Source organism: Wolbachia endosymbiont (group A) of Opomyza germinationis, from assembly GCF_964264765.1.
GTDB classification, from domain to species: domain Bacteria; phylum Pseudomonadota; class Alphaproteobacteria; order Rickettsiales; family Anaplasmataceae; genus Wolbachia; species Wolbachia pipientis.
In genome coordinates, this window is the sequence record NZ_OZ183482.1 from 58367 (window position 1) to 81937 (window position 23571).

At 34.6% G+C, this 23571-nt stretch carries 27 protein-coding genes and 1 pseudogene; 12 read left to right on the plus strand and 16 right to left on the minus strand.

Annotated features, from left to right (window positions below):
* Positions 1-3: 3 nt before the first annotated feature.
* Positions 4-1122 (minus strand): RIP metalloprotease RseP, encoded by a 1119-nt coding sequence (gene rseP / locus ACFEL3_RS00270; RefSeq protein ID WP_010082085.1) that lies wholly within the window; start codon positions 1120-1122, stop codon positions 4-6.
* A gap of 99 nt (positions 1123-1221) precedes the next feature.
* Here rseP and ACFEL3_RS00275 point away from each other — a divergent pair, with 99 nt between their 5' ends.
* Positions 1222-1500 carry a succinate dehydrogenase assembly factor 2 gene (locus tag ACFEL3_RS00275; protein WP_006279484.1) on the plus strand — a complete coding sequence of 93 codons (279 nt, stop codon included), beginning with the start codon at positions 1222-1224 and terminating at the stop codon, positions 1498-1500.
* Here ACFEL3_RS00275 and ACFEL3_RS00280 read toward each other — a convergent pair.
* The 3 genes from ACFEL3_RS00280 to ACFEL3_RS00290 form a co-directional block, all read right to left on the minus strand.
* A complete protein-coding gene (locus tag ACFEL3_RS00280) occupies positions 1475-1801 on the minus strand; it encodes a cell division protein ZapA (RefSeq protein ID WP_010082086.1) in 327 nt (108 codons plus the stop codon). The two genes, ACFEL3_RS00275 and ACFEL3_RS00280, sit on opposite strands and share 26 nt — an antisense overlap.
* A gap of 72 nt (positions 1802-1873) precedes the next feature.
* On the minus strand, positions 1874-2152 hold the full coding sequence (locus ACFEL3_RS00285) for an HU family DNA-binding protein (protein WP_010963035.1): 279 nt from the start codon (positions 2150-2152) through the stop codon (positions 1874-1876).
* Between the two features lie 29 nt (positions 2153-2181).
* On the minus strand, positions 2182-3834 hold the full coding sequence (locus ACFEL3_RS00290) for a 30S ribosomal protein S1 (protein ID WP_038199371.1): 1653 nt from the start codon (positions 3832-3834) through the stop codon (positions 2182-2184).
* A gap of 139 nt (positions 3835-3973) precedes the next feature.
* On the opposite strand from ACFEL3_RS00290, the gene trmB reads away from it, so the two are divergent.
* Positions 3974-4639, plus strand: coding sequence for a tRNA (guanosine(46)-N7)-methyltransferase TrmB (gene trmB / locus ACFEL3_RS00295; protein ID WP_012673367.1), 666 nt, complete (start codon positions 3974-3976; stop codon positions 4637-4639).
* 476 nt (positions 4640-5115) lie between these two features.
* On the opposite strand, the gene ACFEL3_RS00300 is transcribed toward trmB, so the two are convergent.
* On the minus strand, positions 5116-5763 hold the full coding sequence (locus ACFEL3_RS00300) for a heme exporter protein CcmB (RefSeq protein WP_010963039.1): 648 nt from the start codon (positions 5761-5763) through the stop codon (positions 5116-5118).
* A gap of 106 nt (positions 5764-5869) precedes the next feature.
* Here ACFEL3_RS00300 and ACFEL3_RS00305 point away from each other — a divergent pair, with 106 nt between their 5' ends.
* Both ACFEL3_RS00305 and ACFEL3_RS00310 read left to right on the plus strand, forming a co-directional pair.
* Entirely contained in the window at positions 5870-6262 is a 393-nt protein-coding gene (locus ACFEL3_RS00305) for a TraR/DksA family transcriptional regulator (RefSeq protein ID WP_010963040.1), read from the plus strand.
* Between the two features lie 296 nt (positions 6263-6558).
* Positions 6559-7702: pseudogene (locus ACFEL3_RS00310) on the plus strand (transposase).
* A 9-nt stretch (positions 7703-7711) separates the two neighbouring features.
* Here the strand turns inward: ACFEL3_RS00310 and ACFEL3_RS00315 are convergent.
* Entirely contained in the window at positions 7712-7921 is a 210-nt protein-coding gene (locus tag ACFEL3_RS00315) for a hypothetical protein (protein ID WP_010081834.1), read from the minus strand.
* A 131-nt stretch (positions 7922-8052) separates the two neighbouring features.
* Here ACFEL3_RS00315 and der point away from each other — a divergent pair, with 131 nt between their 5' ends.
* The 5 genes from der to ACFEL3_RS00340 all read left to right on the plus strand — a co-directional run bounded on the left by der (position 8053) and on the right by ACFEL3_RS00340 (position 12577).
* A complete protein-coding gene (der, locus tag ACFEL3_RS00320) occupies positions 8053-9378 on the plus strand; it encodes a ribosome biogenesis GTPase Der (RefSeq protein WP_265017996.1) in 1326 nt (441 codons plus the stop codon).
* Positions 9375-9896 carry a disulfide bond formation protein B gene (locus ACFEL3_RS00325; protein WP_010963042.1) on the plus strand — a complete coding sequence of 174 codons (522 nt, stop codon included), beginning with the start codon at positions 9375-9377 and terminating at the stop codon, positions 9894-9896. The genes der and ACFEL3_RS00325 overlap by 4 nt, the downstream gene beginning before the upstream one ends.
* Positions 9871-10413 carry a demethoxyubiquinone hydroxylase family protein gene (locus tag ACFEL3_RS00330; protein WP_006279362.1) on the plus strand — a complete coding sequence of 181 codons (543 nt, stop codon included), beginning with the start codon at positions 9871-9873 and terminating at the stop codon, positions 10411-10413. The genes ACFEL3_RS00325 and ACFEL3_RS00330 overlap by 26 nt, the downstream gene beginning before the upstream one ends.
* 580 nt (positions 10414-10993) lie before the next feature.
* Positions 10994-11974, plus strand: coding sequence for a phospho-N-acetylmuramoyl-pentapeptide-transferase (gene mraY, locus ACFEL3_RS00335; protein ID WP_010963043.1), 981 nt, complete (start codon positions 10994-10996; stop codon positions 11972-11974).
* A gap of 6 nt (positions 11975-11980) precedes the next feature.
* Positions 11981-12577: a ribonuclease HII gene (locus tag ACFEL3_RS00340; protein ID WP_010082329.1), complete on the plus strand. Its 597-nt coding sequence runs from the start codon at positions 11981-11983 to the stop codon at positions 12575-12577.
* A 3-nt stretch (positions 12578-12580) separates the two neighbouring features.
* On the opposite strand, the gene virB9 is transcribed toward ACFEL3_RS00340, so the two are convergent.
* The 3 genes from virB9 to ACFEL3_RS00355 all read right to left on the minus strand — a co-directional run bounded on the left by virB9 (position 12581) and on the right by ACFEL3_RS00355 (position 14321).
* Positions 12581-13363 (minus strand): P-type conjugative transfer protein VirB9, encoded by a 783-nt coding sequence (gene virB9, locus ACFEL3_RS00345; RefSeq protein ID WP_010082330.1) that lies wholly within the window; start codon positions 13361-13363, stop codon positions 12581-12583.
* A gap of 185 nt (positions 13364-13548) precedes the next feature.
* Positions 13549-14004, minus strand: a complete 456-nt coding sequence (locus ACFEL3_RS00350; protein WP_010082331.1) for an outer membrane lipid asymmetry maintenance protein MlaD — start codon at positions 14002-14004, stop codon at positions 13549-13551.
* Between the two features lie 2 nt (positions 14005-14006).
* Complete coding sequence (locus tag ACFEL3_RS00355) at positions 14007-14321, minus strand: NADH-ubiquinone oxidoreductase subunit NDUFA12 family protein (protein ID WP_007548590.1); 315 nt, start codon at positions 14319-14321, stop codon at positions 14007-14009.
* Positions 14322-14385: 64 nt separating this feature from the next.
* Here ACFEL3_RS00355 and ACFEL3_RS00360 point away from each other — a divergent pair, with 64 nt between their 5' ends.
* From ACFEL3_RS00360 to purF, 3 genes are read left to right on the plus strand one after another with little or no spacing between them, the layout of a single operon-like run.
* A complete protein-coding gene (locus tag ACFEL3_RS00360; RefSeq protein WP_038199409.1) occupies positions 14386-15852 on the plus strand; it encodes a proton-conducting transporter membrane subunit in 1467 nt (488 codons plus the stop codon).
* Positions 15853-15905: 53 nt separating this feature from the next.
* Complete coding sequence (rodA, locus tag ACFEL3_RS00365) at positions 15906-17009, plus strand: rod shape-determining protein RodA (RefSeq protein WP_010963045.1); 1104 nt, start codon at positions 15906-15908, stop codon at positions 17007-17009.
* A gap of 25 nt (positions 17010-17034) precedes the next feature.
* Complete coding sequence (gene purF / locus ACFEL3_RS00370) at positions 17035-18420, plus strand: amidophosphoribosyltransferase (protein ID WP_010082377.1); 1386 nt, start codon at positions 17035-17037, stop codon at positions 18418-18420.
* On the opposite strand, the gene ACFEL3_RS00375 is transcribed toward purF, so the two are convergent.
* The 7 genes from ACFEL3_RS00375 to ACFEL3_RS00405 form a co-directional block, all read right to left on the minus strand.
* A complete protein-coding gene (locus ACFEL3_RS00375; protein ID WP_038199418.1) occupies positions 18402-18941 on the minus strand; it encodes a DNA-3-methyladenine glycosylase in 540 nt (179 codons plus the stop codon). The genes purF and ACFEL3_RS00375 overlap by 19 nt on opposite strands.
* A 60-nt stretch (positions 18942-19001) precedes the next feature.
* Positions 19002-19931 carry a hypothetical protein gene (locus ACFEL3_RS00380; RefSeq protein WP_265017805.1) on the minus strand — a complete coding sequence of 310 codons (930 nt, stop codon included), beginning with the start codon at positions 19929-19931 and terminating at the stop codon, positions 19002-19004.
* A gap of 65 nt (positions 19932-19996) precedes the next feature.
* Complete coding sequence (gene ruvB, locus ACFEL3_RS00385) at positions 19997-20977, minus strand: Holliday junction branch migration DNA helicase RuvB (protein WP_010963048.1); 981 nt, start codon at positions 20975-20977, stop codon at positions 19997-19999.
* Complete coding sequence (ruvA, locus tag ACFEL3_RS00390) at positions 20974-21546, minus strand: Holliday junction branch migration protein RuvA (RefSeq protein WP_010082382.1); 573 nt, start codon at positions 21544-21546, stop codon at positions 20974-20976. The genes ruvB and ruvA overlap by 4 nt, the downstream gene beginning before the upstream one ends.
* An 892-nt stretch (positions 21547-22438) precedes the next feature.
* Complete coding sequence (locus ACFEL3_RS00395) at positions 22439-22846, minus strand: transposase (protein WP_007548764.1); 408 nt, start codon at positions 22844-22846, stop codon at positions 22439-22441.
* Positions 22847-22865: 19 nt separating this feature from the next.
* A complete protein-coding gene (locus ACFEL3_RS00400; RefSeq protein ID WP_010082383.1) occupies positions 22866-23066 on the minus strand; it encodes a hypothetical protein in 201 nt (66 codons plus the stop codon).
* A complete protein-coding gene (locus ACFEL3_RS00405; RefSeq protein ID WP_007548762.1) occupies positions 23050-23379 on the minus strand; it encodes a transposase in 330 nt (109 codons plus the stop codon). The genes ACFEL3_RS00400 and ACFEL3_RS00405 overlap by 17 nt, the downstream gene beginning before the upstream one ends.
* Positions 23380-23571 lie beyond the last annotated feature (192 nt).

A 23571-nucleotide genomic window follows, 5' to 3' on the forward strand; every position in this document is an offset into this window, starting at 1 on the left:
ATTTCAAAAAAGATCCCTAATATCATTTGACATTCCAGTTGCCATAAGCAAAAACAACACTAAAGCACCAAAAATAGCTGCATATTTTTGACATTTCAAGCTTAAATCCCTACGTATAACCGCTTCTATGATATAATGAAATAAATGCCCACCATCTAGCAGTGGTATTGGCAGCAAGTTAATTGCAGCTAAATTAGCTGAAATGATTGCCATAAAATATAGAACCATAATAAATCCCTTTTTAGCTGATTGTCCTGAATATTTTGCGATTTTTATTGGTCCACCTATTTCACTTGCACTCCTCTTACCAACAATAATTTGAAAGATAGCTTTAATCGTTAAGCACATAGTGTGGTAAGTTTCACTTACTGATAAGCTCACAGCCCCAAGAAAAGACGACTGCTTTAATGTATTGACTGAAATAATCCCTATAGTTTCTCTTTCTATTGTGTTGCCAAAAACGTCTTTGTCCTTGATTATTAATGGAGTTAAACTGGTCCTGTGCTTCTCATTATTTCTGCTATACTCAATCTCCATTCTTGTTTTAGGATTCGACATTATCACACGTGAAATATCTTCAAAGTATTTTATTTTATGCTCATTGATTTGTGTAATAGTGTCACCTGGCAACAAACCAGCTTGCTTAGCTGCACTACCTTCGATTACATTTTCAATCACCGGTGGAGTGCGATAATAACCTGCTATGCTAAAAAATATTGTAAAAGCTATAACAGCAAATACCATGTTTGCAAAAGGCCCTGCAAAAACTACTGCTGCTTTTTTATGACGCGGTTTTGTATGAAATGAATACAATTTTTCTTCTTCCGTTAATTCTTGTTGATCAGCTGGGACACTCGCTGCATTAGTATCTCCTAGCATTTTAACATAACCACCCAATGGAACAACGCTTAATTTCCATCTAGTTCCAGACTTATCGTTAAAACCAAAAATTTCAGGACCAAAACCTATGGAAAAAGATTCAACTTTAACTTTGCATGCTTTGGCAACAACATAATGCCCATATTCATGCACGAATACTATGACAGAAATTATTAAAGAAAATGATAAAAAATAATATATTCCATCGCTAAATTGATGGATAAGATTAGAAATTAATTCCACCTGTATATTTAGATCTTAACAAAATGTTAAGTATATTAAAATGCGCCTCGCTTGACAAGTATTTAGTTTAACTTTTAAATTAAAAAAAGTTTAATTGTAATGACAGATACCTCACTACTCAGAAGAAAATTAATATATAGAAGCTGGCATAGGGGTTGCAAAGAAACCGATATACTTTTAGGGCATTTCGCATTGAAATATCTTGATAAATTTTCCTTAAGCGAACTAATCGAATACGAAAAAATAGTTGATCTTGATGATTACGAATTATATTGTTACATAACTCGTAAGACAAACCTCCCTCCTGGCTTGAATAGTCAGATAGTCAATTTAATTGCTTGCTTTATTGAAGCTAATCCTTTATGCACTCAAGATTAGTGATAATCTTATTTACCTTATCTAGTACCTCAGTATATTCTATTCTTTTCTCGTTTCTATACTTTTCGCGCTCTTGATTTACTTCATCTAATCGCTTTGTTAATTCTAAAATTTTATCCTCAAGAATTAGTGCTGCAAGTAAGAAATTTAATGCATCCGAACCCTTACCTCCAGTTTTTTGAGATACAGAACTAACTAACTTGTCAAAACTATTAGCAAGGCGTAATAAATGATTCCCCTTCCCACTTTCGCAAGATATTTTATATGTGTTATTACGTATAACTATTTCTACTACTTGCATATGGTGCTAAAAATTTCTATCGTACAGTATAAACTCAAACCCCTACTTTCATCTTATTTATGGTATAAATTTTTATTCATTTATCAAATCAGATAATTTTTTACTGCTACGAAAATATGTTTTAAAGTATTGATTCTTTGTAAACTTCTGTAACATTAAATGGCTTGTTTCTTTCAAGTTATAACTTCTAACTGAAAAAGAACCAAACCCCCTAATTTCAACTCTATTATGATGTTTCAATGTGCTTGAAAGTATCCCAAAAAATCTATCAACTATAGCTGCTATAACAATCTTATCTAAAAAAGGATGTCTTTTTGCTACCCTCGCTATTATATCAGACTTTGTTGCCATTTATATGAAGCCAAAATAAGTAAACCTTATCACTTAGCAGATAATGCTATGTTATATTCTTCAACACCCAATACTTCAACTTCTATTTTTTCTGATATAGAGAATTTTTTATTCTCTGGTAAATGCTCTTGATCTATTAGAAGGGTTACATCGTTCTCAACTTCAACGACTAGTCCATTATCTTCTCTCTTATCTACAATAACCTGTATTTTATCACCTACCTTAACTTTCTTTATCAGTTCTTCAAGAGGATCATACTCTATTTGTTTTATTCCAAGATAAATTCTTGCCCGATTCACGTTAGCCCTTATTACTTTTGCTTCTATTTTATCACCTACATTATACTTCTTTATCTCATCTGAACCATTTTTAGACCAACTAAAATCTTTCACATATATTGTCCCTTCTACGTTCTCATCTATTTCAGAATCACCGAAAGCAACAGATACATATGAGCCGGTATTATTCTTCACTTCACCAGAAACAATAGAACCAGGAGGATATTTATTGATAAATACTTGCCAAGGGTTGTCTACACACCTTTTCATGCTTAAACTCATCCTACTCTTAGCAATGTCAATACTGAGAATTTTTACATATACTTCTTGTCCCCTTGTTACGAGACTACTAACTGGTAAATTACTCTTAACCCAAGTTATTTCTGACGAGTGCACTAAACCTTCAATTCCAGGTCTAAGCTCAACAAATAATCCATAATCTTCTATGCTTGTTACATAACCCTTATGCACACTATCAACTGGATATTTTGACTCTGCATCTTGCCAAGGGCTATCTTCTAGCTGCTTCACACCCAAGGAAATTTTAGCATTTTCCTTATCTATTTTTATAATTTTAACTTTTATAGTCTGACCACAAGTAAAAACTGCAGACGGATGACTTACCCTACTCCAAGAGATATCTGTAATATGTAACAATCCATCTATAACTCCCACTACATCTGATTCATGAATACCGACAAATACACCGTAATGAGTGATACTTTTTATTTTCCCTTCTATTATATCGCCTTCATTTAAAGATTCTAAAAATTTAATTTTTTCACCAGCGTGCAATTTTTCTAACACCAGCTTTCTTGATACTACAATATTGCCCTGCTTCTTATCCATTTTAAGCACGATGAACTTTTGTTCAGTTTCAATAAGGTGCTTCGCATCTTTTACTTGCTTCAAATCCACATGACTCAGCGGTAAAAAAGCGCTTATTCCGTCACCAAGATCAACAATAAAGCCACATTTAATTGAGCGTTTAATAACTCCGCTTACTTCAGCCCTTGTAACTGTATCTTCTTCCAACTTATTCCATTTTTCGTCCCTAATTGCTTTTTCACGACTAAGAACAACATTACCATGATAATCTTCAATTCTTTCCACATAAACTCTGATTTTCGAGCCAATAATGACCTCATCATTACAACCGAGTTCCTTGATCAGAATTCTCCCGTCAGATTTTAAACCAATATCAACCACAACGTCGTTAGGGTTTATTCTTGTAATTACACCTTCTACCACATCTCCTTCTTTAATTTTGTTAACAAAAGAATCTTCAAACAAGGTATTATCTTGATCCTCAAATTGGCCTTGACATATCTCTTCTATAAATTTGTTTGATGATAGCTTTCTGATAGTAACCGGTAGATTTACGACTGGATTATTATTATTCATACCTTTAACTTAAACTTTATTAGAACTCATATATTATATAATATTAACAATTATTGACAAGTAATTTTTCATTAACTCATTTCGAGAATTGTTTAAGCTATATAAAATATAGTGAGAAAATTATATATGTATCAAGAATATGCTATTTAAGAATAGCAAGTGGATTAGATCGTTCTCCAGAAGGTCCAGGCTAAAACCTGATGTTGATGAAATATTGGAAAAATATTCTATTCAAAACAGCAAGGAATCTATAGAGAAAATTGTAAATTCACAAAAAAGAATATGGGTAGAAATAGGCTTTGGCAACGGTGAAAATATGCTTTACCAGGTGCTCAATGAACCTGATCTATTATTTATAGGATGTGAGCCCTACTTAAAGGGGGTTTCTCGCTTGCTAACAAACATAGAAATACAGAACATAAAAAATATTTTAATGTGGACAGAAGATGCAAGAGAATTGATTGCAAATTTTCCTGATAACAGTGTTGAAAGATTCTTTATTCTCTTTCCAGATCCATGGCCAAAAAGAAGTCACAATAAAAGACGATTAATTAATACGGAATTTTTAAATTTATTAGCAAAAAAAATACTTATAACAGGGGAAATATTCATTGCAACCGATCATCAGGACTATGCAGAGTGGATAGCATCACATATAAAGCAGTGTAACTCTTTAATCTATAGGGAAGACGATTTCACAAGTTATACTCTTACAAAATACCACAGAAGAGCGCTCAAAGATCAGCGTAAAGTGAGGTTCTTTAAAGTAAGTGTTATTAATAATTTGCAGACTATGGATCAATAGAGTTTTTGCATATCTCTTTTACGTTAACTATAGATTAAAAATAATAAAAAAAGAGGGAGAAATAGAGTAAATTCCTTTAACTACTTCTCCTTATGAAGGAATAGACTTCTTGCATAACCCAAACTAAGTAGAAAAAAGGTATCATCCAAGTAGCCCCTTTCTCGTCATGCCGCTGCGAATCGTCATACCGCCGCGGCGCTAACACGTAGCGGGATGATGAGGCTTATCGTCATGCCACCGCGAACCGTCATACCGTCACGGTATCTCTTAGCCGCTAACAAGTAGCGGGATGACGGTTGTCAGGTTAGCTGTTATCCCAGTTTTTGACACTGGGATGACAACGAAGGGCTACTTGGATGACAGGGAAGGATGCTGGAATGAAGGTTTTTCAAATTGTCGATAAACCTAAATCTATAATAACTATTTGCCTTTTTTCTAGGTTATGCAAGAAGTCTACTGAATAACAGTAAGATTTTTCAATCCTGTTCCACAGCAAATTTTAGTGCCATGTGAGTAGTTATGGTGCTGTTAACAATCAAAATAACAAAAACTAAGATGGTGATTAGTAGTGTATAAATATTCAAGGATAAATTTTCAAATTGAGTTAGCATTTTAAAATACACAAAGGTTGGCATTATCATTGGCAAAACAAGAATTTGCGATACTCCTGATGCTAAGTTGTTTTGACCAATCATCAATGCATTTCCAGTAGCTGAAATATTAGTGATTATCAGCGTATTAAATAATAAAGACACTCCAACTGCTATTGAGTGTTCAATACTATTGCCTAGAATTGCAAAGCTGAATATGGAAGAAATTACTGAAATCGGTAACCCAAATAATAACCAGTGAGCGAAAATTTTATAAGCAACTATAAGCCTAGAAGAGAGTGGCTGTACAAAGATTTGCTCTAATATTCCATCATGATAATCAGATGTAAACAAATTATTTGTAGAAATCTGCAAAACAAATGTAGCACATATCCATGTTAATGTTAACATAACTTCTTGTTTATTGTTGTTTTTAAGTGTAAATGAAGATAAACTTAACATTATGATAAAAATACATACTATATAGGTAAAGTTCTTATCATCTATTACTAATTTTTTTACTGAGTCGATCATACTAGGCTTTTAAATGTTTATTATAAATTATAGTGTTTACTTTGAGGTAGTATAATTTTTTGTTCATAAATTATATAGGTTTTATTATTTTTTTGATAATGCAATTATGGAAAAGTTACCAAAAATAAAGTCACCAGAAGATTACACTCCTTCAGAAGATGAAGAATATATGAGCGTAAAACAACTGGAATACTTCAGCTTAAAGTTACAATCAATACTCGCTGAGTTAGAGAAACAAGAACTAGAAGATAATAGTATTGATACATACTATTCTGATGAAGATAGTGGAAACGAGGAATTAATCAAGCGTCGAAAAGATAGAAAAGAAAAAATTAAGGAGGCGTTAGAAAAAATAAAATTAGGCACTTATGGTTACTGCGATGGAACAGGAGAAGAAATAGGAGTCGAAAGACTTAAAGCTAATCCGCTTGCTATATATTGTATTGAAGAGCAAGAGAGAGTAGAAAAAGAAAAGAACGTGTACAACATTAACGATTAATTTACACATAAGTGGTGAGCCCATTGGACTTCAAGAGGAGCAAGAGGCGCTGAAGTATGTTATGCTATAAAGAAAGTGGAAAATTGGACATTCTCAACTTGACTCCTGCAGATTAAAAATTAAGTTGTATCCGTTCAGGCAATGGCGTCAACTTAAGGAAAAATATCAGCGATAGTGTATAAAATTTCTCTCCAAATTTTTTATCATTAAATTATCCAAAGAGTGCAAGGGACAGCACTTTTGTTTCTGTTTTATTTCAACAAAGAAGTCTAAAATGTGTCCTTTTTAGGTGAAATATGCAAAAAGGAAAAAACCTTATTCTACAAATTAAAAATATAATATACTCGAAAACTTTTCAGAAAATCCATTGTGTTGAGTTTTACACGAACAAGAAAACTTCCTTTTTCGACAGTATTTTCTATGATTTTAAAGTTAGTTAAAAAAAGTTTGGGAATAGAATGTGAACTTATGGAGCCATTGACATGTACCCTCAAAGCAAGCTTTTTCTAAAGCAAGATATAAGATTTGCCATACAGGCTTTCAAGAATTTAAGCATCCAAACAGCCTATCAGGATGAACCTGAGTTGGAGAGGCTATAGACTTATTGCAGCAGATGGTTCTGGTATGAGATTACCCAGCTCTGGGGAAATTGTATCCGAGTTTGAACCAAATGGAACAACAGGCACCATTGGCAATTTGTTTGTTGATTTGTGTACTTCGCTGATTTGCAGTGCTCGTCTTGCAGCTTGGAATATAGGTGAACAAACGTTGGCGGCAGAGCAATTACCCGAAGTTATCACTCAAATGCGTTTATTAAATCAAGAGAAATTATTATTTATCTATGATCGTCTTCAGTAAAATTCATTCAGCAGCATTATAATTTGGAAGTAGATTTTATTTTTCGCTTGCAAAAAAGAAATTATAGTAAGCTATGGGAACGCTGGCGAATTAGATTTTGATTTTATATTAGAAAATGAAAAGCTAAAAAATAAAATGAAAGGACAGAAAGTAAGAGTTATAGTGCTGACATTAGCCAACTGAGAAACAGAGTTTTTGACCGAGACTTTGGAGCAAAGCTTATGTGTTAAGGTGGCACATAGAGGAGTGCTATAAACGACTCAAAGTAGGAGCAGAGTTAGAGAATTTTTCTGGAGAGGCTGTATTACAAGAATTTTGGGCAAACTTGGTCATGTGCAATATATTATCGCTTCATATATGTGATGCACAAGGGCCTTGGAACCCAGATCAAATTACTGAGTATCGTTTAAATTTTTCAGTTTTATTTAGTGTAATGAGACAGAAACTCTATCAGGTACTTATTGCGCCAAAAAACTTTCAAGCCCTTTTTAAGTATACGCGCTAAAGTTAAAATCCGACCGGGACAGCCGCAATAAAGTAGATAAGCCTAAACGCCATCATGTCTTTAGGAGAGTTTGCTAATGAAAGTTCTTAAGTTGACGCCATTGGCTGTTCCGATTCGTTATATGACATAAGAGCATCATATATTTCATGCAATGTATTTGAGATGTTTTTTTCCATATGTTGATTAATATGCCCATATATTGTCGTCTCTTCCGAATACTCTGTATCTTTATGTATATGATTTTGTTGCTTTAATTCTTCTCTATCTACACTCTCTATTTGCTCTGACACTAGCATAACTACCCCATATTTTACATAACGAAATAAAAAAATTCTAACTGTAGTATGCTTATATAATCTACGAAGTCAATAGTTAAATTGAAAAGTTTCGGTTATAATTTACTTCATATAGAACATGCCCTTGAATTATGCTAAAAATCGCCATAGTAGGCCTACCAAATGCTGGAAAATCGACCCTATTCAACAGATTAGTAGGAAGAAAAGCAGCAGTAGTGAGTAACATTCCAGGAGTGACAAGGGATAGGCGAGAGGGAATGGGGAGAATTAGCGATTTGGAGTTTAAAGTTATAGATACAGGAGGATGGAACGACCAAACTAATTTTTCACTACAAGTTATTGAACAAATCGAATTTTCTTTATCCAATTCAAACATAATTTTCTTTCTTGTTGATGCAAAAGTGCAAAATGAGCGAAATGAAGAGTTTGCAAAGTGGCTGAAGAGAAAAATAAATAAACCTGTAATACTAGTAGCAAATAAATGCGAGAGTCATAAATCCGAAAATGTTGATTATTTGCAGTTTTTTGATTTTCTTGGCCCGGTGTATATCTCTGCCGAGCATAATCTTGGCATGGTTGATCTTTATGATGCATTAGCTGGTGTTATTGAAAATTTTAACGAGAACACTGAGTTACCTAACAATGAACTGAGTAGGCTGAGGATCGCGATCATCGGCCGTCCGAATGTTGGAAAATCAACTTTTTTAAATGGTTTACTTGCAGAAAATAGACTAATAACAAGTTCAGAGCCAGGTACCACACGTGATTCTGTGGATATTACATATGATCATGATGGAGAGTTAATTACTCTAATTGACACTGCCGGAATCCGCAGAAAGGCGAATGTTGTAGATGGCTTAGAATCAAGATTTGTTGAGAAAAGCATGGAATCAATCAAGCGCTCTCATGTGGTAGTTTTAATGCTAGACTCCCTAGTTGGTATTGAGCAGCAGGATTTATCAATTGGTGAAGCTGCAATTAAGGGAGGGAAAGGGATTATTGTTGTTTTAAATAAGTGGGATTTAATAGGTAAGGATGACAGAAGCAGGTTAATAAAATTTGTCAAACAACAGGAAGTAACCAGGTTATTCTTGGAAGTGCCAACTATAACAATTTCTGCGTTAAAAGGCATGCGCTGCGGTGATGTGATAGATAAGTGTCTTGAAGTGAGTGGATCCTTGAACAAGAAGATCAGCACTGCAAAACTGAATAAGTGGCTCATAGATGCTGTAGGAAAACATTCTCACCCTCTTGTAAAAGGCAAAGCAGTTAAAATGAAGTATATCGCTCAAATTGGTACTAAACCTCCAGCTTTTTCTTTGATATGTAACATACCTGAAAGTGTTGATGAAAGTTACAAACGCTATTTAATTAACGATCTCAGAAAAAATTTCTTTGCAGACGGTGTGCCAGTTAGATTGCTTTTGAAAAAAAATAAAAATCCCTATGTAAAATGAATACTCTGCTTTATACTTTCAGGGATAATTTACTTAAAGTTATGTGTAATAATTCCAGAATTCCTGCAATCTTTCTGCTGTCGAGTGCCGCTGCTCTAATTTTTGCATATGTGCTAGAATATTTTTTCAACATGCTGCCATGCAAGTTATGTACATACGAGCGAATAGTTTACTATATCGCTGGATTACTTGCAGTAGCGTGCATGCTTAAAGACAACAAAATTCTAATCTATGCAATGTTTTGCAGCTACCTCATAGGTGCAGTAATATCTTTTTATCATATAGGTCTTGAACTTCACTTATTTCATGATGTTTTAGGTTGTACAGAGCAAGCAAGTAGTAACGTTAGTATAGAAGAGCTCAGAAATAATCTACTAAATCCTAATTACTCTCCATCTTGTGACAGACCTCATTACGTTCTAGGTGTTTCCTTAGCAACATGGAATCTAATTTATCTCATAGTAGCTCTGTTCGTATCAGGTAAGGTGTATTGTGGAGAAAGAAAGAAATCTAAATAATTTAAGGTACAGCAACAATCAGTTCTTGCAACAGGCAATTAGAGTAGATCACGCTGGAGAATATGGAGCTATTTGCATTTATTCTGGTCAAAAATTTATTCTTAAGAAATCTTCTATAATCAATGAAATAATTGAAATGGAAGAGCAGGAAAAAAAGCATTTTCACTATTTTAATGAGAAAATCAAAGAGCAAAAAGTTCGTCCTACTGTTTTGTTGCCTGTTTGGCGTGTTTTAGGAGTGTCGCTTGGCGTTGCAACTGCCATTATGGGCAAAAAAGCTGCTATGGCTTGCACTGCTGCAGTTGAAGAAGTTATCGGGGAGCACTACAAAGAGCAAGTTTCACATTTAGAAGATGGGGAATTAAGAGAAACTATAAGTAAATTTCGCGACGAGGAGTTAGAGCACAAAGATATTGCAATTCAGCACAATGCTGAAAGCGCATTTGGCTACAACATTTTATCATCATTCATAAAAACAGGCTGCAAAACTGCTATTTACTTGTCTAAGTTAATTTAACTAAGCAGCTTTCTTAAAGTGTTTTAAATGTTCTGATAACAACAGAAACCAGGAAGGAATTCAAGTGTAACAATTATTTTATAACTATATTTACATATCACCATTATTAATAAATAATTAGTATTTGTAAATTAAATACATCTAAAGTATAGACTGCAAAGGAGGCAAAAGTGCGTTTTAATTTAGAAGAGGGAAATGCTCTTATGTAATACCTGCCACAGGTTCACAACTGTACGAACATTCATTTTTGAAGGTAAATTGCACAGCAAATGGTGTCATTCCAGTCTGGAATCCAGAAATTTTGCTTATAACTGAGCTGATAAGCTAAAGGTAATTGTCTTACACTAAAACAAACGTTTTTAATTAAGTTGCATAGAACCAGTGTCTGGGCACTGGGATGACACCCCACTGGTGGTCCAAACTACAACGTTCGTACAGTTGTGGATTCCAGACTGGGATGACACCCTACTGATGGGCCCAAATCACAATGTTCGTACAGTTGTGGGTCAGGCTATAGGATGACAGAAGTTGACTTTATTAGCTATAGGTGGTATGACACTTAGTCAATTTAAGTAAGCAGATGATCTTAGCTACAAAAGTATTTTTTACCTCATTTGTTTTTGGGTTTATTCTTTTTCCCTATTTTATAAAGCTTCTAAAAAAAATAAGCAAAGATGGGCAACCAATTAGATCATGTGGACCAGAAAGTCATTTAATAACAAAAAAGAATGTACCACCTATGGGCGGAATAATAATACTGATTTCTTCTTTATTACCAATTTTACTCTGGGCTCAGTTAACACCAGAAATTTTGCTGCTGATATTGATAACTCTATTTTTTGCTCTACTTGGATTTATTGATGATTATTTAAAATTGAAGACAAATCACTATCGAGGTTTAAGTGCAAAAACCAAAATACTTATTCAGTTTATTGTTGCTCTGGTTGGTGTGTTTATACTTAAGCTATACTCTGCTGAATGTTTTACAAAAACGTCCCTATTTAAAGGAGTAATAATAGATTTTGGCTATCTATATGTTCCGTTTGCTGCGTTTGTAATTGTCGGCTCTTCTAATGCTGTGAATCTCACAGATGGTTTGGATGGCCTTGCTGCAACTCAAGTTATCACTTCCTTTGCTTTTTTGGGGCTAATTGCATATATAACTCAGGCAGATATGAATATTACTTTATTCTGCATTGCATTTATAGGAGCTATTCTAAGTTTCTTGTGGTTTAACACACATCCAGCAAAAATATTTATGGGTGATGTTGGTAGCTTGTCGGTAGGTGCGGCTTTAGGGTTAACTAGTGTCCTAATTAAAAGAGAAATGCTTTTTGCCATTATTGGAATAATCTTTGTAATAGAGACTCTATCTGTTATTATTCAGATATCATATTTTAAATATACAAAGTTTAAATATGGAGAAGGAAAAAGAGTTTTTCTTATGGCACCAATACATCATCACTTTGAGAAGAAGAGATGGTCAGAAAATGTAATCGTTATGAAATTTTGGATAATTTCTATTATCTGTTCAGTTTTTACTATAACTTTCTTATTATAAAAACCTATGAAATACCCAGACTTTACATTAGAAAATAAATTATCAGGAGTGATAGCAGGAGTGGATGAAGTTGGAAGAGGTCCGCTAGCTGGTCCAGTAATATCCGCAGCCGTAGTGTTTATTGATAGAAATACAATTATTGATGGAATCAACGACTCGAAAAAGTTGACTCCTCAATGTAGGCAAGTCCTATATGAAAAAATAACATCCGTTGCAAAATTTGGTATAGGAATGGCAAGCGTAGAAGAAATAAATTCATACAATATCTTGCAAGCAACAAAGCTTTCAATGAAACGTGCGTTGATAGACTTGGACCTAGAATTAGATTATGTACTAGTTGATGGTAATCAACCACCTGAAGTGAAATGGCAAGTGAAATCCATAGTAAATGGTGATAATTTGAGTACATCAATTGCAGCAGCTTCAATCGTTGCAAAAGTTACGAGAGATCGGCTTATGCAAGAATTGCATAATAAGCATCCTGAATATAATTGGTATAAAAATAAAGGATATGGGACAAAAGAGCACCTTAACGCTATTGGCCTTTATGGAATTACAGAACATCATAGAAAAAATTTTGCACCCATATCTCGGGCATTATAGCCTTTACCCTTTTTTGAAAGGTATGGTTTCATTAAATAGGCAAACTGTACTCGATCCATTCCTTAAGGTAAACACTGAACTTACCCTTTCGATTATCAGGTAGTTATCAACTGTACGGAAATTTACTAAAGACTCATATCCTGCAGAATCAACCATAAAAACTGCCGGAAAATCAGAGTTTATTTTATTGAATTGTAGATATGTAAATTTTCCGTCATCAAAAACCTTAATTGGTATTATTGACTGACTACCTTTGACGTGCGAGATGGAATAATTAAAATTTAATCCCTTCTTTACAACTTCAATATCATTGATATCAGGAATAATGGTATGACTAGCTTGTTCGAAGATATCACCGTTATTTGTTGTGTAAATCTCATCACTGCTAAATAGTGGATAAAGAAACCTTACTTCATATGCTAATCTTGGATCATCTAGTCCAGTTGCTTCTTCAGCATGAAGTTCAAAGTAATAAACTCTTTTATTGGTAATTATAGTTGCATTAGTATCGGCAATATCATCTATAGGCTTAATAAACAATCTATTACCTTGAGGAAGGAGTTGCCAACCAGTTGAATCACCCATTGAAAGGTTTTGTATTACCTCCCCTGGTTCAAACAATATACTGGACTGATAACCATAAAAACCCGTATACTTATGTATAGCTTGTGGGTTATAATTTATCACCTTTATGTGATTATCTCCAGCTATTGAACGTGGCTCCTGTTTTGCAAGTGCATCACTACCACAGAGGAACAACAGTACGGCAAACAGTAAACCAATCATAATATCAAAATAAATTAATTTTCATTTTATCATTGATAGACATGCACTGCAACTATTAAGGCACTTTCTATACTATAAACCCCAAAGCAAGCGGTAGAAAAGGCAAGAAATAAGGCAAACTCCTTAAATACTTTAGAACTACAGGAGGCTTTACCTGAACGGATATACTTGGAATCCTGCCATTTTCACTTTGTAAACATACCAAGAATTCTGTCCATTATTCCACCCATATTTGCTTCAGCTTGAGTATACTCTATTTTACCACCATGCAAGATTAGTTTAATATCTGATCCAGGTGATATATTAACAAATTTACTGCCAACAACTCCACTGCTAGTGATCAGAGCTGAACTATCAATTGGCAATTTTATGTCTTTGCTTATACACATATCGATTCGTGCTACGTAGGTAGCTTTGTCAAGTGATACACCAGTTATGCTTCCAACATCTACACCAGAGATCTTGACACTATCACCAACTCCTATACCGTTAGCGTTAGCAAAAAGACCATATATTTTATTGCAATCCTTATAGTTTTTCTTTATGTAAGATAGCTTATCAATAGCAAAGAAAATCAGAAAAATAGTGAAAATTAATACAAATAATCCAGCGGTTATTTCAAGTATATTTGACCTTCGCATCTTTAGTTATCAGGACTCCAGCTTTTATAGTAATTTTTCACTTTTTGGTTTGGATAGTATGCATCTTTTGTACCCGTTAAATTAGGAGTATGTTTTACTTTTCTTTTTTTATTATTAACTGGTACTACATTATCAGTATAGTGAAGCCATATATGCCATTCCGGAGGCACTGTTGTAGGCTCAGAGACACTGCTATACATAACCCACCTTTTTCCTTTACTTGATTCATAGTAAGAATTTCCATTTTCATCTCTTCCTACAAATTTATCTTCTCTTCGTAATAGGCGTTTTATTGCGTTACAAATTTTAGATAACATAAGGGTATTAAAACAAAAAGTATTATATATACTAATACTTTAACGATATATTAACAACAATTTAATGCAATTACCAATCTTACAAGTTATTATACCAATAATTGCATCAATGTTTTGCTTTCTTGCCAAGAAACACAAGGTATCTTGGTTTATTTCTTTTATTGCAACAACAATCACTCTTATCATTTCATCAATACTACTCATTAAAACATATAAAGGTGAAATTATAACTTATCACCTTGGAAATTGGGCTCCTCCGTATGGAATAGAGTTAAGAATCGACGTGTTAAACTCCTTGATTCTAACTTTGGTGAATTTTATAGCGCTGATTAGCGTGCTTTATAGCTTTTATATTAACGAAAAAGAAATTAGCAAAAACAAAATCACTGGTTTTTACTCTCTATTTCTACTGTGCTTAAGCGGACTGCTCGGGATTCTAGTAACAAACGACATATTTAACCTTTACGTTTTCTTGGAAATTTCATCTCTTTCTTCTTATGTATTAGTTTCAATGGGAAGGGATAAAAAAGCCTTGGTTGCAGCATTTGAATATCTAATTAGTGGAACAATAGGCGCAACATTTTATTTATTTGGCATCGGGCTCTTGTATTCAATGACTGGAACGCTCAATATGTCTGACATGGCTGAAAGAATAGTTCCATTACACGATAACAACATCATAAAACTTGGCACGTTGTTCATTTTTATTGGTCTCTCAATCAAAATGGCACTGTTTCCATTAAGCAGGTGGCTGGTTAATGCATATAGTGAGGCGCCAAGTTTCATTAGCATATTCTTTTCAGGCACAGTGACAAAAGTGATGATATATGTTTTCATCAGAATCTTTTATACTGTTTTTCATCAAAATTTCTTCTTATTTAAACCATCACTAAGCAACGTGATAATTATCCTCGCACTTTGCGCTGTTATATTTGGGTCGATATTTGCAATAACCGCAAAAGACATAAAAAGACTGCTTGCTCACTCTAGTATTAGCCAAATTGGTTATATAATTTTAGCACTGAGTTTTAACTCAAAAACAGGTGTATTTGCAGCAATTCTTCACATAGTAAACCACAGCATAATAAAAACATCTTTATTTATGGCTGCAGGATGTATTTCTTACAAATTTGATACAACAAAAATAGAGAATTTATCGGGACTCAAGAAATCAATGCCTTATACAGCACTTGCGTTCACTCTACTCAGTTTAGCATTAATCGGTGTGCCTTTAACAAATGGCTTTGTAAGCAAGTGGTATATAATGAAAGCAATTATCGAATCTCATGCGTGGATTTCCCTTGTAACATTTGCTGCTGGCTCTTTCCTTGCATTGATATATATGTGGAAGATGGTAGAGAAAATGTATTTTGAAAATGATGCAACGTCACGCACTGGAATGACACCGGACAAAATTAATGATGTGCCATTTCCTATGCTTTTCTGTCTATTGTTTATGGCAGTTTTAACAGTAGTAACTGGAATATATAGCACTCCAATTCGGTTAGTAGTTGAGAAGTTGGTTTTTTGATTTTTATCTTTGTTTCATATTTTACTATACTTTAAGGTTATAAGGTCTTTATTGTGGATAGACTGAAGAAGATTCATTGGTTGTTAGTCATTAACGTGATAGCGCTGTTTTGCGTTGGCATTGTTGTTCAATACTCTTCTGCTGGAGGAAAGTGGGTGCCATTTGCGATTCACCAACTGGTCATATTCTCCTTCTTTTTCCTACTTGCTATAGCTATGTCATTCATAGAGCTAGATTTTTATTTGAAGCACGCCTACTTTTTTTATGTAGCAGCAGTGATTTCGCTATTAGTAGTGAATTTTTTTGGCTCACACATAATGGGTGCAACAAGGTGGATAAGAATTGGATCAATTAGTTTGCAACCATCAGAATTTGCAAAAGTAGGCTTAATACTTGCGCTTGCTCGCTATTTTGATAAGCAGAGTGTATATAAAATGATGGAATTTAAAAGATTGCTTAAGGCACTTATAATTATTTTCTTACCCGTGTTCTTGGTGTTAAAGCAACCTAATTTAGGCACAGCTGTGATAATGTTATTTATAGGGATATCAATTATATTCACAGCAATAATAAAAAGATCTCATTCGGTAATATGTGGAACGCTTGGCATTTTTGCAGTACCGGCTATTTGGCCTTTTTTACGTCCTTATCACAAGCAAAGGATATTGTCGTTTTTGGATTCATCAGTGGATCCACTTGGAATAGGTTATAATGCGCAGCAATCTCAGATAGCTATTGGTTCAGGAGGTTTGCTTGGTAAGGGCTTTGTTAACGGAAGTCAAACTCAACTTGGATTTTTGCCGGAGAAACGTACAGATTTTGCTTTTGCAGTGCTGAGTGAGGAATGGGGATTTTTAGGTAGCATGGCTTTAATTTTGCTTTATACCTCATTACTTGGCATAATTTTCTCTATCGCTTATAGGTCGAAAAATTATTTTTCTAAGTCGATATCTATCGGCATTTTCGCCTTTTTTAGTGCTCATTTCTTTATAAACATCGGAATGACAATGGGCCTCTTACCTGTGATAGGCGACCCATTGCCATTTCTGTCCTATGGAGGAAGTACAACTGCTGCAAGCTTAATATGCATAGGATTATTGCTGGCAATAAAAGCAGATGAACAACAAAATGCTTGTATTTTACCTATGCTAAAGTAAAATTAAATTTTACTTAATAGTTTTTATGCTAGATGAAATGCGTGAGGAATGTGGGGTATTTGGCATAAGTTGCAACCAAAGTGCTGCTTTTAACTCTATACTTGCTCTCCACGCTTTGCAGCATAGAGGTCAAGAGTCTTTTGGCGTAGTAACCAGTAACAACGATAAGCTGCACTCTTATCACTTTCAAGGTCAAGTGAGCAGCGTATTTGATGATATAGATGAAATAAAGAAATCCTTACCTGGAGATTGTGCAATAGGTCATGTTCGATACTCAACAAGTGGTAATAAGTTTGGAGTGCAGCCCATGTTTAGCAAAAGTGGCAAATTTGGGGATTTCGCCATAGCACATAATGGTAATTTAATTAATATTTCTCCGATACGCGAACAATTGATTAAACAAGAGTGCGTTTTTCAGTCAGATATTGATACAGAAGTAGTAGTGCATCTGACAGCAAGCGGTGAAAAAGATAGCTTTTTAGAGAGTTTTATATATGCATTAAAGCAAATACAAGGTGCTTATTCTTTTGTTGCAATCAATCAAGAAGTAGTTATTGGAGTACGTGATTCATCTGGAATCAGGCCTCTTGTTTTAGGAAAGTTAAACGGTTCTTACGTTCTTGCATCTGAAACTTGTGCTCTTGATATAATAAATGCAGAGTTTGTTAGAGAAATAGAACCAGGCGAATTAGTTACCATCAGTTCGGGTAGTAAGCTAGCCTCAATGTTTCCTTTCCCACAGCAAAAATCAAGTTTTTGTATTTTTGAATACGTTTATTTTTCAAGACCAGACAGCATAATGGAGAATAGGTCTATATACGATACAAGAAAAGAAATAGGAAGAATACTTGCAGAAGAGAGCCCACCAAAAAACAATGTAGATATGGTTGTACCAATACCTGATTCTGGAATACCTGCAGCTATTGGATATGCAAAGCATTCAGGATTACCTATGGAACTGGGAATAATTCGTAATCATTACATAGGAAGAACTTTTATACAACCAACCGCTGAAGTACGTAAAGTTAGAATAAAATTAAAATTCAATGCTAATAAGCACACTTTGAAAGGTAAAAACATAATTTTAATAGATGATAGTATAGTGCGTGGTAGTACGTTAACAAATATAATAGTTATGCTAAAGGATGCAGGAGTAAAAGAGATTCACCTCAAAATTTCAAGCCCACCAATTAAGCATTCTTGTTTTTATGGAATAGATACGCCAGAGTGCAAAGATTTAATTGCTGCAAATAAATCTGTAGAGGAAATTAAGGAAGTTATAGGAGTAGATAGCCTAGCCTTCTTGAGTATTGATGGATTATATCAGGCTGTTAAAGGAGAAGTGCGTAACAATGCTACACCACAATATTGTGATGCTTGTTTCACTGGTGATTATCCAATTGGCAAATAGTCTACGCAAGATCTTAAGTTTTTAAACCGCCAAAATTTCTCTTGGCCTTTACTAATTCCGATTCTCGGAGTGCACACATAATCTGGTTTGAGGTGAGATTCATAAACACAAAATTCGTGGCTTATAGTAAGGTCCTGTTTGTTATGTTCTTTTGTAATATTTAATCTTTTACACAATATTCCTGGCCCACCTAAATTTGCCTCAAGCGGTTCAATGAGCTTTAATCCCCGTATTAACACTGCTGCTGGGAACCCTTCTGCTTCTGTTACAATATTTAAACAGTAATACATTCCATATATAAAGTACACATATGAAAACCCCGGCATACCAAACATTACTGAGGTTCGGTTAGTATAACCCTTAGCTGCATGACAAGCTGGGTCACTCATTCCTATATAGGCTTCAACTTCGGTTATTATTCCACTAAAGTTAGAAAATTTCAGCATCTTTCCTAGTAACTCCCCGGCTACAACCAAAGTTGGCCGCTCGTAGAAATTTCTTGGTAGTATTGTGTTGCTCATCATAAAAGTATAAGTTACTTGCAGATGCAAGCAACTTATACTGAATTTTCACTACTTTACCTATTTTGAAGCAGCAGGAGCTTGATGCTTTTGTGATGCGCCGCTCAAGTCTTCTACATTTGTTGAATGCTGCTCCAAAAATTTTACTTCTTCAGAGCTTTGTTGTAATTGTGTTTGTGGCAATTGTGATGCTAACACTTCATGTAAAGGCTTTGCTTCATATTGCCTTCCTACTTTTACTTCTTTATGTGCAGCTAATTGCTCCATAGTAACACCATTACCCTCAATAAGTTCTACGGAGCCATTATCATGAATATTAATTTTAATATTACATTCTTTTCCTTGAGCATTCCACTTTAAAGTCATTTGATATGACCCATTAGCTACTTCATAAATTCTTGTTCCATGTTCATCAACCCGGCAACGTAGCCCCCTTGCTTTACTTTGAGGTAGCAATAATGTAATTGCTTTCACGCCATATTGTTTACACAAATCGTTATTTAGAATGTCACTCATGCTTATTTCTTTTGTATTACTACCTATCGCAATTCTTACGGCAGGCTCAATAATATTATCTTCATTTTTGCTTTCTTTAAGTTTTATAAATTCTATATCATTATTTTCTATATTTTTAGATATCTCTTCTTTAATTTGTTCAGCAATTTTGCCTATAATGTTCTTACCACCATATTTATTCTCATCCCGAGCAGTATATGTACATATACCATTACTATCCTTATGAATATAAGGTTTTGGTTTCTTTTTATTAGTGGTATTAGTAGAAGTGTTGTTCTGCATTATAAAGAACTCATTCCATTCTTCTGCATTATTAAGAGTGACGTATTTAGGTACGTTCTCATCTAGTGTTGATTTAGGTACATTTTTAGTATCCGAAATCGAATTATTATCAGAAGGACTGATATTTAGATTAGAAGAAGTTTCAATTAAAGATACAGTTTCAGTGCTATTAGTTAACATATATGCCTCCATTATTTTTAATATATAAATGTTAGCATGTAGATACCACGCCAATTAGTCAATATAAATTATGATGTTTAATGTTGAAAGCTCAAATACTCCTTTGCTTGATCGGTTAGAACGCGCCCTCTTGGTGTGCGCTTTACAAAACTAATTTTGATTAAATAAGGTTCTACTGTTTCTTCAATATTGCCAACATCTTCGGATAGCGCAATAGATATGGTGTCAATTCCAACAGGGCCTGAAGTGTTGAATAAAAATCTTAGATAATTCATATCAAGTTTATTGAGTCCCATTTTATCTACACCCAATTTTAGTAATACAGAATCAGCGACTTCATAAGTAATTTTTTTATCATCTTTCACTTCAACAAAATCCCTTATTCTTCTGAGTAACCTCAAAGCAATTCTTGGAGTGCCGCGCGCACGGCAGGCAATTTCCCGTGCTGCATCCTCTTCAATTTCAGCAGAAAGAACTCTTGCGCCTCTTTTTATAATATTAACCAGCTCCTCAAAGGAATAAAACTCAAGATGCAAAGGAATGCCAAAACGATCTCTGAGTGGCGCAGAAAGTAATCCAAGCCGTGTTGTTGCTCCAATTAGCGTAAATGGTGGTAGATCTATCCTTAAAGTGCGAGTAGATGGACCTTCACCTACTAATATGTCCAGGCAAAAATCTTCCATAGCAGTATATAAAACTTCTTCGATGCTGCGATTTAATCTATGAATTTCGTCGATAAATAGAACATCTTTTGCATTTAAAGTGGTAAGCACTGCGGCCAAATCTCCAGCTTTACTAAGTAAAGGACCAGAAGTTGCGCGAAAGCTAACTCTTAATTCTTTAGAAACAATTTGTGCTAAAGTTGTTTTGCCAAGCCCTGGAGGACCATATAATAAAACGTGATCTAAAGCTTCAGTTCTCGTCTGTGCAGCGTTTATAAACACTTTTAAATTTTGTATTAAGTCTTTTTGCCCGACAAAATCATCAAGTTGTTCAGGCCTGATGTTGATATTGCGCACATCTTCAGTATATTCTTTACCGCACGATATTGATTTCATAGTATTGAAAGCTCCTTAAGCGCCATGCGAATAATATCCTTAGTGTCCAGATTTGGCCTGTATTTTTTTATCGTATCATAAGCTTTCATTTTTTCATACCCAAGATTGATCAATGCTGAAAGGGCATCTTCATTAATTGGATGAAAATTATTGTTATTTATTTCTAGTTTACTCACTTTGCCACTCAATTCAGTGATGATTCGATTTATGAGTTTCAGGCCAAGTCCGCTCATCTTGAGTGCTACTTTATCTTCATTCATAATTGCCAAAAATAGCTGTTCTGGAGTTAATTTGCCCAAAATTGACATTGCAGTTTTATAGCTAACGCCGCTTACTTTGACAAGCAACCTCAAGCACTGCTGTTCTTCTTTGCTTATAAAACCATATAGCTGAGCGACATTTTCTCTGTTATTTGCATAGGTTTCGATAAGTAATTTAACTCTACTTCCGATGGAACATGCATTTAAAGTTTTGGCTGAAAGATACACCATATAGCCAACATCATTCACATTCAGGATTATGTGATCACTGCGCACTTCATCAACTATTCCGCTTAGATTTCCTATCATTTTTAACACTATATAGAGTTCAGTTTAAATACTCCTGGATCTTAGGTCAAGCAAACGAACATTATAACAGGGAAACGTGGCTAAAAAACCACTTGACAAACTCCGCCAGCCCCCTTATCATAAACACTGAAGCTATTTATTTATCTTCTCTGTACAGATTAAATGACAAAAAACTCACGTATCTGGCGTCTCATGTTTAATTTTTTGCACTATGTGCACTCTATGTCTTTATCAAATTTCTGGGTTTTTACCTACACAAGCTGAAATACGCTTATAAAGCATTTAAAACATTAAAAAACGCCAACTTAAAAAATGGATAGTGAATAATTAGCTACCCTAGGGTTTCTTTTGCCTTTTTTTCTGTTTAGTAAATTTCTTAATGTTTATAATTTAGATTAGTTGCAGCTTAAAAGCAGCTGAGTCGTGGTTATTAAGCGTTTAGAATAAAAAAACGCCATACTTGAAAGTATAATGTAAGTAATTAGCCAACCACGGGGCTTCTTTTGCCTTTTTTTTATTTGGTAAATTTCTTAATGTTTGTAGCTAAACGACAACCGTCATCCCGCTGCTTGTTAGCGGGATCTATGTTAAGGTATGACGGTTAAGTAAGGGATCTATGTTAAGAGATACCGCGAATGAATCGCGGTATGACGGTGTAGATAGTAATTCGTCATCCCGCTACGTGTTAGCGGGATCTCTTGTTAGCGCCGCGGCGGTATGACGGTTCGTGGCAGCGTGACGATAAGCTCGTCATCCCGCTACGTGTTAGCGGGATCTCTTGTTAGCGGCCGAGATACCGCGAATGAATCGCGGTATGACGTAGGACTGCTGTCATCCCAGTGCGTGGGCTTTGTTGCATCGCTCTTCGGATAGTAGGTAACGCACAATAAATTTATGAAGCTATCTCAAATTTAGCCATACCAATATCAGTGAACTTATTGAGCAAATAGCATTTAACAAGTAGTTCCTTCTCTCTATTTGTCTCAGATTTATTCCTAAAACTAAACCCGAATGTTTGTTTCAGTCGCGAGAAAAAACTTTCTATATAAGATCTTTTTCCATAACTCATCTCTTTTTTCCACTTCTTTATACCATCTTCATCATATGACTTTATGAGCTTGACTGCAGAATTTCTCTCAGCCATATAGTCTAACTTTGGATGCTCTGCTGCGTTGTTTTTCGGAGGAATTTTCGTTTTTATACCATATTGATTACACAGCTTATAGAGCTTTTCTCTGTCATATGCCCTATCTGCATATAGTACTTTTATGACATACTGAAAATCGACTTCTTTTAGCAAATCACAAGCTCCATAGTGATCAGCCGTTACTGTATTTTACAGCTATGGCTTTTTTGCTGTTTGTATTCAACATTACATGCAATTTTCTTGTCTGTTCATAGCTGCGATACTTTCTATCTTCGCTATTTTCTTTGCTATGACCAGGAGTGTTGTTGTATATACTAATTCCTGTACTGTCTATAGCAATTTCGATATCTTCCATATTATTTTCTGCAATCATTGATCTTAATATTGAGTTTCTTAAACCTTCTTGATGATTGTGAATAGCTGATAACTTGCAAATTTTTCCCAATTTGCTCAAGGTATCCTGCTATAAACCCAACTGTTTGCCTCAGGCCTATTCTAAATAAACAAGTTATTATGTGCACCAAAATTACAACTTTATCGCTATAAATATTGTTGCCACCTGGTATTTTTGGACCATTCTCGTACCACTTTTCTATGGCTTCGTTGATATAATGAAAAATATTTCCTCTTTTTTCTAGAAATTTGTTATATTCGCTATGGTTACTGACCCTCATTTTTTGTGGCATATTTTTTCTTTCAAGGTTAAATGGCTATTTTATAATGAATTTTGTCAGTAGCCACCAGATTTTTTCAGTTGCTATGCAACAAAGCCATCCCAGTGTCGGCTACTTGGATGACAAGAAGAGGGTACTTGGATAAGAGGCATTGCCCTCCTGGTAGGCCCAAATTGCAATGTCCGTACAGTTATGGATTCATTC